Genomic DNA, 12,641 nt, shown 5'->3' with positions numbered 1-12,641 from the left:
CAGCCGATAACCTGTCCACAGCATCAAGCATGGCCGCTTGCCAGCCCTCGGGACATGATGCAACCTTGCCGAATCCGCCGCCGCTCCAAGGCCGCGCTCCCTGTTCAAGCGAGTCTTCGATGAAAAGCCAACCCGATGCCGCCAGCCGTGTGGCGGCCGAGGTCGTCACGCCGTTACCCGTGCCCTCGCGGCTCGGTATGCTGCGTTTCGAAAGGCTCAACGAAGCCACCTGGTCCATGCTCTACCTTGACCCGGCCTGCGAGCGCCAGTTTGGCCTGCACGCCGCCGACCTGTGTGCCCTGGTGGACGCGCCCTACGCCAGCCTGATGGAGCCCGAGGCCCGCTACCGGCTGCACGACGAGATCCAGCTGCAACTGGCCCAGCGCGGCTACTACCGCGTGCGCTACTCCCTGCACACACCAACCACCTCGCTGCGCCTGCTGGAAACCGGTGAAGCCTACAAGCAGCACAACCGCCAGCTGTTGCGCGGTTACCTGAGCGTGCTCGACGACCAGCCCGACGACGCAGGCGAGAGCGCCAGCGACCTGGAGTCGCGCAACAACCGCCTGCAACTGGCCCTGCAACTGAACCAGCGTGCCCAGCAGGAACAACTGGAACACCTGGAGCGGGTACGCGGCCAGCAGGACCTGATCCTGCGCCTGGCGCGCCAGCGCTACAGCGCCGAGAACTCCCTGCTGGAAGCCGCCCAGCTGATCACCCAGAGCGCCTGCGAAATTTACAAGGTCGACAGCGCCAGCATCTGGCACCTGGACGACCAGCGACTGGAACCGATCACCGCCTGGTACCGCGACGCGCAGGAGCATCGCCAGCCCGAAGCCATCGATGCCAGCCGCTTCCCCGACTACCTTGAAGCACTACACGCCAGCCGCGCCATCGACGCCCACAACGCCGGCCACGACCCGCGCACCCGCGCCCTGACGCAAAGCCTGCGCCCCGAAAACAAGGCCATGCTCGATGCCAGTATCCGCGTCGATGGCCAGGTGGTCGGCGTGTTGTGCCTGGAGCAGAGCGGCCAGCCACGGGCCTGGCAATCGGACGAGATCGCCTTTGCCGGCGAGCTGGCCGACCAGTTCGCCCAGGTCATCACCAACCACAACCGGCGCGCGGCGGCCAGCGCACTGCACCTGTTCCAGCGTGCGGTGGAGCAAAGCGCCAGCGCCTTCCTGCTGGTCAACCGCGATGGCCGGGTGGAATACGTCAACCCAAGCTTCACCGCCATCACCCAGTACAGCACCGACGAAGTGCAAGGCCGCCAGCTGGGCGAGCTGCCTGCACTGGAAAACCTGAGCGAACTGCTGTTCGACTCGCCCTCCAGCCTGGCCATGGGCAATAGCTGGCAGGGCGAATTCAAGAGCCGGCGTAAAAACCTGGAGCCCTACTGGGGCCAGTTGTCGATTTCCAAGGTGTACGGCGACAACCGTGAGCTGACCCATTACATCGGCATCTACGAAGACGTCACCCAGACCAAGCTGGCCCAGCAGCGCATCGAGCGCCTGGCCTACACCGACAACCTGACCAACCTGGGCAACCGCCCGGCGTTCATCCGCAGCCTGGACGAGCGCTTCGTCCGCGATGGCGAAAGCGCGATGTGCCTGCTGCTGGTAGACATCGACAACTTCAAGCGCATCAACGACAGCCTCGGCCACCAGACCGGCGACAAGCTGCTGATCAGCCTGGCCCGGCGCCTGCGCAACAGCCTGCACAGCGGTGGCATCCTGGCGCGCTTTGCCAGTAACGAGTTCGCCGTGCTGCTCGATGACACCAGCCTGGAAGATGGCCAGGGCGTTGCGCTGCAGTTGCTGAGCACACTCGACAAGCCGATGTTCGTCGACAACCAGCTGATCAACGTCACCGCCTCGGTAGGCCTGGCTTGTGCACCGCTGCACGGCGTCGACCCCGCCAGCCTGATGAAAAATGCCGGCCTTGCCCTGCACAAGGCCAAGGCCAACGGCAAGCATCAGGTACAGGTGTTTACCGAGGTGCTGAACGCCGAGGCCAGCTACAAGCTGTTCGTCGAGAACAACCTGCGCCGCGCCCTGACCCAGAACGAGCTGGAGGTGTTCTACCAGCCCAAGATCTGCCTGCGCAGCGGCCGCCTGCTGGGGCTGGAGGCATTGCTGCGCTGGAACCACCCCGAGCGCGGCATGATCCGCCCGGACCAGTTCATCAGCGTGGCAGAAGAAACCGGCCTGATCATCCCCATCGGCAAGTGGGTAGTACGCCAGTCGTGCCGCATGAGCAAGCAACTGCGCGAGGCCGGGCTGGGCAACCTGCACGTGGCCATCAACCTGTCGCCCAAGCAGTTCTCCGACCCGGACCTGGTGGCGTCCATCAGCACCATCCTCAACGAAGAAGCCCTGCCCCCGCACTTGCTTGAGCTGGAGCTGACCGAAGGCCTGCTGCTGGAAGCCAGCGAAGACACCCACCGCCAGCTGGACGAACTGAAGGCCCTGGGCCTGACCCTGGCCATGGACGACTTCGGCACCGGCTATTCGTCGCTGAGCTACCTGAAGAAGTTTCCGATCGACATCCTCAAGATCGACCGCAGCTTCATCAACGAAATCCCGGATAACCAGGACGACATGGAAATCACCTCGGCCGTGGTGGCCATGGCCCATAACCTCAAGCTGAAGGTGGTGGCCGAAGGTATCGAGACGCCGGAGCAGTTGGCGTTCCTGCGCCGGCACCGCTGCGACGTGGGCCAGGGCTACCTGTTCGACCGGCCGATTCCGGGGCGCGAGCTGGCCGAGCGGCTGAAGCGTTATCCGCGCGGACCAGTGGCCTGACAGCGGCGTAATCCTCGGGCACTATAGAACCTATTCGGGCCCTATCGCCGGCAAGCCAGCTCCCACAGGGACCGCACAGATTTCCAGACCTGTGATATGCCTGTGGGAGCTGGCTTGCCGGCGATGGCCCCAACACCTATCCCACTGAATAAACACAGAGGAACGGCCATGGTCCTGCGTTCGGAAATCCTGGTGAACAAAAACGTCCTGCCAACTGCGGAACAGGCCCTGCCTGGCCGCGAAACGCCAATGAGCCTGCCCGAGTTCCACTACGTGTTCGAAGGCACCCCGCTGCTCGGCCCCTTCTTCGAAGGCGCCATCGACTTCGCCATCTTCGGCCTGGGTTGCTTCTGGGGCGCGGAGCGGCGCTTCTGGCAGCGTGAAGGTGTGGTCAGCACCGTGGTCGGCTACGCCGGCGGCTTCACCCCTCACCCTACCTATGAAGAAGTCTGCTCGGGCCTGACCGGCCACACCGAAGTGGTGCTGGTGGTGTTCGACAAGGACAAGGTCAGCTACCGCGAGCTGCTGGCGATGTTCTGGGAACTGCACAACCCGACCCAGGGCATGCGCCAGGGCAACGATGTCGGCACTCAGTACCGCTCGGCCATCTACTGCACCAGCCCTGAACAGCTGGAACAGGCCAAGGCCAGCCGCGACGCCTTCCAGGCGGAGCTGAACAAGGCCGGCTTCGGTGAAATCACCACCGAAATCGACCAGGCACCGACCGTGTACTTCGCCGAGGCCTACCACCAGCAGTACCTGGCCAAGAACCCGCAAGGCTACTGCGGCATCGGCGGCACCGGTGTATGCCTGCCACCCAGCCTGCAGGGCAACTGAACCATGGCCACGATGACCCTGTTCCACTCGCCATTGTCGCCTTTCGTGCGCAAGGTCATGGTGGTGCTGCACGAGACCGCCCAGCTTGAGCGCGTGACGCTGCAACCGGTCAACATCAGCCCGGTCAGCGGCGACCCGCAGCTCAACCACGACAACCCGATCGGCAAGATCCCGGCCCTGCGCCTGGACGACGGCACCGTGCTGCATGACAGCCGGGTGATCTGCGAATACCTCGACCTGCAACATGTCGGCCTGCCACTGCTGCCCCGCGAAGGCTCGGCGCGCTGGCGGCGCCTGACACTGGTGTCGCAGGCCGATGCGATCATGGATGCAGCAGTATCGTCGCGCTATGAAAGCTTCCTGCGCCCAGAAGACAAACGCTGGGACGGCTGGCTGCAGGCGCAAGGCGACAAGATCCGCCGTAGCCTGGCCAACCTGGAGCAGGAGCACCTGCCCGAGCTGGTGTCCGGGTTCGACCTGGCGGCGATTGGCGTGGCCTGTGCGCTGGGATACCTGGATCTGCGTCAGCCGGAGTTTGGCTGGCGTGAGCGCCAGCCTGGGTTGGCGGCGTGGTATGCAGAGGTGGCCAAGCGGCCGTCGATGGTCGCCACAGCACCGACAGCCTGACAGGGACATTCGCAGCCCAGGCTGCTCCTACAGGGGATGCCACCGCCTGTAGGAGCAGCCTTGTGCTGCGAATTCCTCACTTGGCTGCCACAGGAAACAACAGCCCAATCCTGTAGGCCAACCACCGCCCGATTTCTTTGTCCTCCCTCATGCCGACCTCCCCACCCGCGCCCAGTCCAGCCGTCGGGTCAGCACCATGAACACCCCCAGCAAGCCAAAGCACAGCAGCGAGCCCATCAGCAGCGCATAGTCCTCGGCACTCAGCAGCCCATACAGCAGCGCATACAGCGCCGCCAACCCCGCCGCAAACCCCACCCCTCGTGCCAGGCTGCGCAACACATGGCTGAGGTAGAAGCCGATCAGCAGCACACACGCCGAAGCCGACAGCCCGTACGCCAGGCCAAAGCCTATGTGCTCGGACAATGACAACAGCAGCAGGTAGAAGAACGCCAGCGCCACACCCACCAGGATGTACTGCACCGGGTGCACACTCAGGTTTTTCAACACTTCGAACAGGAAGAAGCCTGCAAAGGTCAGCGCGATGAACAGCAACGCGTATTTGATCGCCCGCTCACTCTTCAGGTACTGGTCCACCGGGTCGACAAAGCTCACGCCGAAGCTGCGCTCGCTGATGTCTTCGCACTGGCCGGCAGTGGCGCATTGGCGCAGGGCATCTTCAAGGTTGGTGGCGAAGAACGACGTCTGCCAGTGGGCGCTGAAGCCTTGCGCATCGATGTCTCGGCGGTTGGGCAGATAGCTGCCGACAAAGCTCGGATGCGGCCAGTTGGCACGCATGTCAACGCTGCTGGTGCGGCCCACCGGCACGATGTGCAACTGGCCGGTGCCTTGCAAAGCAAGGTCAAAGCCGTAGCTGAATTTCCGTGCCTGCATACCGTCCAAACCCGGCAGGCTGGCATGCACGCCACCGCGCATCCAGTCGAGCTGGGTGCCGGCCTCGAACGGCACCTTCTGTTCGTCCATGCTCAGTTCCAGGCCATTCTCGATGCCGCGGATATCGCTGATGCCCACCACCAGGAAGGGTTTGTCGAAGCGGTAGTCGTCGAAGTCCTTGTCGATACCCCAACGCTCCGGGAGCTTGAAGCGGCCGCTGATACGTCCCTTGGCGTGGAACAGCCGGGCCTGATAGATGCCGCGGGCACGCAGTTCGGTGTCCACGCCCAGGTCGGCGGCGAAGGTGTCCGGCAGGAAGTACAAGTGGCCGGCAATGGTGCTGGTTTCCTGGGTGCGCTCGCCGTCCTTTTCGATCCAGCGGCGCTGGTATTTGCGGTACGGCACCACCAGCAGCGGGCCGCTGAGCTGTTGGTCGAAGCTGGCACTTTGGGCGATGTCGCGCAGCACATTGTCGCGCAGGGCCTGGCGCTCATCGATCAGGCCGTTGATCAGCAGCAGCGGGATGAGCAGCAGCAATATGAGCACGGCGATCATGCCGAGTTTGTAACCGAGGGTCTTGGTCATGGGGCCTCCTGTGGCAGTGGGCGCAAGTGTCTGCGCCTTGCGTGGAGGCTTTGGGGAGCTTGTGTGGAGATCGTGTGTACTTTCAACGGCCAGATCGCCGGCAAGCCAGCTCCCACAGGTCCAGCACAAAGCCGGAAACCTGCGCAGTACCTGTGGGAGCTGGCTTGCCGGCGATGGGCTGCAAAGCAGCCCCGGCTATCTCAGCTGATACGCCGCACCGGCAGCCACAATCGCACCCGCACCCCGCCATCGACGTTATCCACCGCCAGCGCCCCGCCATGCAGTTGCATTACCTCGGCCACAAAATTCAGCCCCAGCCCGGTGCTCTTGCGCCCGCTCCCTGGCCGCGGCAGCGAGTAGAAGCGCTCGCTGACCCGCCCGATGGCATACGCCGGTATCGCCTGCCCCTGGTTGAACAGGCTCAATGCCACCCGCTCGCCGTCGCGCTCCAGGTCAAACAGCAGGGCGCCACCTGCGGGGGTGAAATCCAGTGCGTTATCCAGCAGGTTGGCCAGCGCCTGGCGCATCAGGAACGGATCACACAGCAAGCGCAAACCAGCCGGCACCCGCTGACGCACGTGCAAACCGGCGCCTTCGATCCGCGCCCCATGAGCCAACAGCAACTCGTCCACCAGCGCCGCCAGCGCCACCTGCTGTTCATCCTCCAGGGCCTGCATCTGCTCGACCCTGGCCAGGTTGAGCAGGCGCTCGACCATCTGCTGCAAGCGCTCGCTCTCGCGCTCGATATTGCCGGCAAAGCGCGCGCGCTGGTCGGCGGGCATGCCCTCGTCCTGCAGCAGCTCGCAAGCCCCACGAATGGCCGCCAGCGGGCTTTTCAGTTCGTGCGTCAGGGTATGCACATAGCGCTCGACATAGGCCTTGCCCTCCAGCTGGGTGCGCATGCGTTCCACCGCCTGGGCCAGGTGCGCCAGCTCGCCGCCCTTGTAGTGCGGCAACGCAGCCCGCTCACCCTCGCTGACCGCCTGGGCATAACGGGCCAGCCGGCGGAGCGAGCGTGCCAGCCACCACGACAGCGCCGCGCCAATCAGCAAGCCCAGGCCGATCAGCCCCAGGCCCAGCGTGAGCAGGCGCCGCTCGGAACGGTCGATGTACGGCTGCAGCGAGCTGTTGGGTTTGGCCACGGTGACCACGCCGATGACCTTGCCGTCGTCGATGATCGGTGCGCCAACGTGCATCACCGAGGTGCTTTCATCATTGGGGTCGCTGCGGGTGGAGCGGGCGCCGTACTGGCCACGCAGGGTCAGCAGTACGTCATTCCACTGCGAGTAATCCTTGCCCAGCGCCTCACCGCTGGAGTCCAGCAGCACGATACCCTTGGCGTCAGTGACATAGATGCGGTGGCTGACCTGGTTCTTGGCCAGCCCCCAGATCTGCGCGCCCGGGCTGCGCGAGCCGTAGGCCTTGAGTACTTGCGGCAGGCGGCTCTGGCTCAAGGTGCCGGCCTTGACGTCATCGCGCAGGATCTCGGCCAGCAGGTTGGCGGTGTCGACCAGTGTTTCTTCGGAAGACTGGCGTACCACCGGGCGAATCTGTTCACGCACCGTGTTGAGCAGAAAGTAGCCCGCCAGGCCGACGAACAGGAAGTACACCAGGAAGATCCGGATGCCCAGGCGCATCAGGCATGGTCCGGGCTGTAGCTGTAGCCGAGGCCGCGGTGGGTCTGGATCGGCTCGGCATCACCCGCGACCTGGCGCAGCTTGGCGCGCAGGCTTTTGATATGGCTGTCGATGGTGCGCTCGTACCCGGCATCGGAGGCCACCCCCAGGGCATCAAGCAGCTGTTCTCGGCTGAACACCCGCTGCGGCTGCTCCAGCAGGGATTGCAGCAGGCGGAATTCGTGGCGGGTCAGCGTGAGTGGCTGACCGCGATAGGTGATCTGCATGCGCAGGGTGTCGAGCTGGAACAATGCCGCATCGGTAGCCGGGTCGGCCCTGGGGCCCATGCGTTTGAGGATCGCCCGCACCCGCGCAGCCACTTCACGCGGGCTGAAGGGTTTGACCACGTAGTCGTCGGCACCAATTTCCAGGCCCACCACCCGGTCGATTTCACCATCACGGGCGCTGAGGAACATCACTGGCACGTCGCTGAAACGGCGCAATTGGCGGCAGGTTTCGAAGCCACTGATGTCAGGCAGGCCGATGTCGAGGATGATCAGGTCGGCCGGGCGCTGGCGCTGCTGGTCGAGGGCAGCGCCGCCCAGGGTCACCCATTCGGTGCTGTGGCCGTCGGCCTGCAGGGCGTAGACCAGGGTGTCGGCGATGGCGGCTTCGTCTTCGACGATGAGGATATGGGGCATGGATGCGCGGCCTGTGCAGATGTCGATGGCGACGCACTATTGTGTAGGAGCGGCCTTGTGTCGCGAAAGGGCCGCAGAGCGGCCCCGGCAATATCTGCTTCAGCGCTGAGATCATGGGGCCGCTTTGCGGCCCATCGCAGGCAAGCCAGCTCCTACACATACTGCCCAGCCTTCGAGAGCAGCGTTAACCTGTGGGAGATTCTATGGTTTTCAGCAAGGCGCTTTCCCACCCTTGGTGACATATTCGTCCTGATTCTTCATCAGGGCGAATGCCACTCGTGCAAGCTTCCTGGCCAGGATTACCAACGCCTGGGTTGTTGCTTTACCCGCATTGCGATGCTGTTCGTAGAGCCCTTTCCAAGTGGCCGTCCGGCTGGCTGACATCGCCGCGTTATGCAGCAGGCGACGGATTTCTGAGCAGCCTCGCTTGGTAAGGCGACGACGTCCATTCTTCTGCCCAGAATCAATCACTCGTAGATCCATTCCCAGGAATGCAATGTACGAATCACTGCTCTTGAACTCGCCCCGCATAAAAGCCATTACCAAGGCAGTGGCCGTGAGAAACCCAATACCCTCTACCGCCTGGCAGCGAGCAACTTGCTCGTGCAGCCCTGCTTCGCGCAGCACTTCTTTAATTTTCTTTTGGATCAACAAATCCAGCCGGTCTATCGATTTTACAAAGGTTGTGAAGGCGGCTTTCAAAAGGGCTTCATTAGCCCAGCTCTGAGTCATCGCCGTGCGGGCAGTCACCAAGGCCGCTCGGCGTCGCAGAAGGCTCTGAAGCTTGCCGTAGACGGCGGGAGGGGGAGTCCAAGGGCGGAGGTCTTCCCCCTCGTTTCTCAAAAAACGGGACAACAACCGAGCATCAGTGGGGTCCGTTTTTACCCGTACACCCACGCTTTTGCGGTAGTTGCTCAGTTGGAATCCATCAATGACATAGACCTCGAAACCCAGGCTATGGGCCAGCTCAACCAAGTCCAGGTGGTAAACATTGGTCGCCTCAACAGCAATTGCCGTGTTGAGAGGCTGTTGCTTCAGCCATTTCTTGATTTCTGGTTTGGTATTTTTCACCTTGATGATCTCATCGCGATCATCGTGATGAATCACTAACTCAGCTTTCGCGACATCCGCACCGACGATCAATTTGCCAACCTGCATTGCCACGGGAGCCTCCTCACGTTATGGTTTTTTGGCTTGAAGGGGTTTCACCAAGAGGCGCTGGCTTGCTTCTATCGTCGTTTGCAAACGATGCATTCTTTATCGGCGCTTTGGTGGAAGGGGTGGGGCGATGTCTCCCACGGTCTGTACTGCTGTGAACAGTCAGAATCGGGCATTTAGTCCCACCACCCCTTCAAGTCTAACCATACAAGCGGGCGTGCCCGCGAAGAGGCCAGTGCAGGCAGCCTGAATCAGCAATCGGGCTTGCCAGCGGTAAACTTCTTGGCCGGGTTGACCGCGGCCTTGAACTCACGCAGCGCCTTGGACCCCACCAGCAGCGGGTAGTTGAAGCTGCTGCGGTCCACCAGGTTCACTTCCACGGTGCGCTTCACGTCACCCAGGCACAGCTCCAGGTCCACCACCGGGCGCTTGGAAATTTCCGGCGCATCGCCCTCTTCCTCTTCATCGGCACGGCCCTTGATCTTGCTGATGCGCGAGACCTTGTGCTCGTACACCTTGCCGTCCGAGTCCTTGGTCGCCAAGCGGAAACGTACCCACTCGTCGCCATCGCGGTTGAACAGCTCAATGTCCTTGGCCGACAGCGACGCGGTGAAGGCACCGGTGTCCATCTTGGCCTTCAGGGTTTCGCCCAGCTCAGGCAGGGCGATGTTCTCGTACCGGCCGTAGATTGTAGGTTCGGCGGCCATTACTGGCAGCGCCAACAGTGACAACATGGCAAACAGAGATTTCACAAGCAGGCTTCCTTGAGAAGGGTCAGTGCTTAGACTGCACTGGCAGGATAGGTTCGCTGTCCCAAGCCTAATCAACATAATGTGAAACATTTGTTGCCGCCGCAGGGCATTGGACATTTGGCGTAGGCCACTGCCCTGCTTATCATTGCCAGCCGATTATTTCCCACAACAAGAGTCTCTTTATGCGTCGCCTGCTGACCGGCATTCTTACCACCACTCTGCTGCTGCTCAATACTGTTGTGTTGATCTGCCCGCTGCTGGTCTTTGCCCTGCTCAAGCTGGTGCTGCCGGGCCGTGGCCGCGACTATGCCTCGTGGGCAGTGATGTGGGTGGCCGAAACCTGGTCGGAAATCGACAAGGCCATCTTCGCCCTGTGCATTCCTACAGAGTGGGACATCCGCGGCGTAGAGAACCTGCGTAAGGACACCTCCTATCTTGCGGTAAGCAACCACCAGACCTGGGTCGATATCCCGGCGTTGATCGAAAGCCTCAACCGCCGCACGCCTTTCTTCAAGTTCTTCCTCAAGAAGGAATTGATCTGGGTTCCGCTGCTGGGCCTTGCCTGGTGGGGGCTGGATTACCCGTTCATGAAGCGCTACAGCAAGGCGTTTCTGGAAAAGCACCCCGAGCTCAAGGGCAAGGACCTGGAGATCACCAAGGCGGCCTGCGAGCTGTTCAAGCGTCAGCCAGTGACCGTGGTCAACTACCTGGAAGGCACCCGGTTTACCGAAACCAAGCGCCAGGAACAGCAGTCACCGTATCGCTACCTGCTCAAGCCCAAGGCTGGCGGCGTGGCCTTTGTGCTGGCGGCGTTGGGTGAACAACTGGATGCACTGCTGGACGTGACCATCGTGTACCCCGGCAACCAGGCACCGGGGTTCTGGGCATTGCTCAATGGCAGCATTAGCCGGGTGATTATCGACATTCAGGTGCGGGAGCTGGACCCGGCATTGTGGGCGGGCGATTACGAGAATGACCCCGAGTTCCGGCAGACCGTACAGGCCTGGGTGAACCAGCTGTGGGCGGCGAAGGACCAGCGGATCGAGGAGCTGCGGGGAGAGCTGGGCTGATCTGTACTGGCCCTATCGCCGGCAAGCCAGCTCCCACAGGGACTGCACAAGCATTGGCCAATGCGGGCATTCTGTGGGAGCTGGCTTGCCGGCGATAAGGCCGGTGAAGCCACTGTAAAGCCCGATTAAAACCCTGGCTAATAATCGACATTAGGATTACTTCTTTGTCACACCCCACCTAAGTGGATAAAAATCGATCAAAGCACAATTACAAAAAGCCTGGATCGATCAATGGCCAACCAACCTAGCTCTACCCCCGCCCAGCTTCGCCGTGTTCTCGGCCTCCCCGCCCTGGTGTTCTTCGGCCTGGTCTACATGGTCCCGCTGACCATCTTCACCACCTACGGCATCGTCACCGAACTCACCGGTGGCCGCACCGCCGGCGCCTACCTGGTCACCCTGGTGGCCATGCTGTTCACCGCTGCGTCCTACAGCTTCATGGTCAAACGCTTCCCGGTGGCGGGCTCGGCGTATTCCTACACCAACATGGCCTTCGGCCCCAATATCGGCTTCCTTGCCGGCTGGTCGCTGCTGCTCGACTACCTGTTCCTGCCGATGATCAACTACCTGCTGATCGGCCTGTTCCTCAACATCGCGTTCCCGGCAGTGCCCGCCTGGGCCTTCGTACTCGCCTGCATCGCCCTGGTGACAGTGCTGAACGTGGTCGGCATCAACTCGGTGGCCAAGACCAGCAACCTGATCGTCGGCGCGCAGATCGTATTTATCGGCGTGTTTGTCGCGCTGTCCTGCCAGACACTCGCCGGCCAGCCGCTCGATCTGCTGTCGCCGCTGCTGGGTGACGGCAGCAAACCAGGCTTCGGTCACTTGATGGCTGGCGCAGCGGTGCTGTGCCTGTCGTTCCTCGGCTTCGACGCCGTATCGACCCTGGCCGAAGAATGCCGCGACGCACGCCGCGACGTGCCACGGGCGATCATCCTCACCACCCTGTTTGCCGGCTTGCTGTTCACCCTGCTGGCCTACGTCAGCCAACTGGTGCTGCCGGGCAGCAGCTTCGCCAATGCCGATGCGGCGGCCAACGAAGTGATGTTCAAGGCTGGCGGGCAGTTCCTTACCAACTTCTTCACCGCCGCTTATGTTGCAGGCAGCCTGGGTTCGGCGCTGGCCTCGCAGGCGGCGGTGTCGCGCATCCTGTTCACCATGGGCCGCGACAACGTGCTGCCACGCCGTAGCTTCGGCTACCTGTCGCCGCGCTTTGGTACGCCAGTGTTCGCTATCTTGCTGGTGTCAGCCTTCTCGCTGCTGGCGCTGGTGATCGACCTGGCTACCCTCGCCTCGCTGATCAGCTTCGGCGCGCTGGTGGCGTTCTCGGCGGTGAACCTGGCGGTGGTGAAGACGCACCTGATGGACGATGCAAGCCAGCGGGATGCCAAGGGGCTGCTGAGCTATGGCGTGGTGCCACTGGTGGGATTGGGGCTGACACTGTGGCTGTGGACGAGCCTGTCGGCGCTGACGCTGGTGATCGGGTTGTGCTGGTTTGCGCTGGGGTTGGCGTATCTGGCGGCGCTGACTGCCGGTTTCCGCCGCCCAGTGCGTATGGTGGACTTCTCCGAAGCCGGCTGACCTCAAAGACGGGTAC

General features: G+C 62.5%; 10 protein-coding genes. 5 read left to right on the top strand and 5 right to left on the bottom strand.

The annotated features are described in order from the left end of the window. Positions 1–119: 119 nt before the first annotated feature. The 3 genes from PP4_RS01865 (at position 120) to PP4_RS01855 (ending at position 4,271) form a co-directional block, all read left to right on the top strand. Positions 120–2,807, top strand: coding sequence for a putative bifunctional diguanylate cyclase/phosphodiesterase (locus tag PP4_RS01865; protein ID WP_016497643.1), 2,688 nt, complete (start codon positions 120–122; stop codon positions 2,805–2,807). A 168-nt stretch (positions 2,808–2,975) separates the two neighbouring features. After that, complete coding sequence (msrA, locus tag PP4_RS01860) at positions 2,976–3,644, top strand: peptide-methionine (S)-S-oxide reductase MsrA (protein WP_016497642.1); 669 nt, start codon at positions 2,976–2,978, stop codon at positions 3,642–3,644. Positions 3,645–3,647: 3 nt separating this feature from the next. Next, complete coding sequence (locus tag PP4_RS01855) at positions 3,648–4,271, top strand: glutathione S-transferase (protein WP_041167498.1); 624 nt, start codon at positions 3,648–3,650, stop codon at positions 4,269–4,271. A 147-nt stretch (positions 4,272–4,418) separates the two neighbouring features. Here PP4_RS01855 and creD read toward each other — a convergent pair whose 3' ends face one another. From creD to rloA2, 5 genes are all read right to left on the bottom strand, one after another. Beyond that, positions 4,419–5,747: a cell envelope integrity protein CreD gene (gene creD, locus PP4_RS01850; protein WP_016497640.1), complete on the bottom strand. Its 1,329-nt coding sequence runs from the start codon at positions 5,745–5,747 to the stop codon at positions 4,419–4,421. Between the two features lie 200 nt (positions 5,748–5,947). Then, the gene (gene creC / locus PP4_RS01845) at positions 5,948–7,384 is read right to left on the bottom strand and encodes a two-component system sensor histidine kinase CreC (RefSeq protein WP_016497639.1); all 1,437 of its coding nucleotides are present in this window, start codon (positions 7,382–7,384) and stop codon (positions 5,948–5,950) included. Further along, a complete protein-coding gene (creB, locus tag PP4_RS01840) occupies positions 7,384–8,064 on the bottom strand; it encodes a two-component system response regulator CreB (RefSeq protein WP_016497638.1) in 681 nt (226 codons plus the stop codon). The genes creC and creB overlap by 1 nt, the downstream gene beginning before the upstream one ends. 210 nt (positions 8,065–8,274) lie before the next feature. Next, complete coding sequence (locus PP4_RS01835; RefSeq protein WP_016497637.1) at positions 8,275–9,228, bottom strand: IS110 family transposase; 954 nt, start codon at positions 9,226–9,228, stop codon at positions 8,275–8,277. Positions 9,229–9,473: 245 nt separating this feature from the next. Continuing rightward, positions 9,474–9,974: a retropepsin-like aspartic peptidase RloA2 gene (gene rloA2, locus PP4_RS01830; RefSeq protein ID WP_016497636.1), complete on the bottom strand. Its 501-nt coding sequence runs from the start codon at positions 9,972–9,974 to the stop codon at positions 9,474–9,476. Between the two features lie 182 nt (positions 9,975–10,156). On the opposite strand from rloA2, the gene PP4_RS01825 reads away from it, so the two are divergent. Both PP4_RS01825 and PP4_RS01820 read left to right on the top strand, forming a co-directional pair. Further along, on the top strand, positions 10,157–11,044 hold the full coding sequence (locus PP4_RS01825; RefSeq protein ID WP_016497635.1) for an acyltransferase: 888 nt from the start codon (positions 10,157–10,159) through the stop codon (positions 11,042–11,044). 231 nt (positions 11,045–11,275) lie between these two features. Beyond that, positions 11,276–12,625, top strand: coding sequence for an APC family permease (locus PP4_RS01820; RefSeq protein WP_016497634.1), 1,350 nt, complete (start codon positions 11,276–11,278; stop codon positions 12,623–12,625). Positions 12,626–12,641 lie beyond the last annotated feature (16 nt).

The sequence above is a fragment of the Pseudomonas putida NBRC 14164 genome, assembly GCF_000412675.1.
Lineage (GTDB): Bacteria > Pseudomonadota > Gammaproteobacteria > Pseudomonadales > Pseudomonadaceae > Aquipseudomonas > Aquipseudomonas putida.
The sequence above is the reverse complement of the archived record's forward strand: the minus strand, read 5'-3'. Positions and strand labels throughout refer to the sequence as shown.

Excerpts from the sequence above, each read along its gene's own strand:
- PP4_RS01865 (WP_016497643.1), top strand. The coding sequence starts at position 120 with ATGAAAAGCCAACCCGATGCCGCCAGCCGTGTGGCGGCCGAGGTCGTC.
- msrA (WP_016497642.1), top strand. The coding sequence starts at position 2,976 with ATGGTCCTGCGTTCGGAAATCCTGGTGAACAAAAACGTCCTGCCAACT.
- PP4_RS01855 (WP_041167498.1), top strand. The coding sequence starts at position 3,648 with ATGGCCACGATGACCCTGTTCCACTCGCCATTGTCGCCTTTCGTGCGC.
- creD (WP_016497640.1), bottom strand. The coding sequence starts at position 5,747 with ATGACCAAGACCCTCGGTTACAAACTCGGCATGATCGCCGTGCTCATA.
- creC (WP_016497639.1), bottom strand. The coding sequence starts at position 7,384 with ATGCGCCTGGGCATCCGGATCTTCCTGGTGTACTTCCTGTTCGTCGGC.
- creB (WP_016497638.1), bottom strand. The coding sequence starts at position 8,064 with ATGCCCCATATCCTCATCGTCGAAGACGAAGCCGCCATCGCCGACACC.
- PP4_RS01825 (WP_016497635.1), top strand. The coding sequence starts at position 10,157 with ATGCGTCGCCTGCTGACCGGCATTCTTACCACCACTCTGCTGCTGCTC.
- PP4_RS01820 (WP_016497634.1), top strand. The coding sequence starts at position 11,276 with ATGGCCAACCAACCTAGCTCTACCCCCGCCCAGCTTCGCCGTGTTCTC.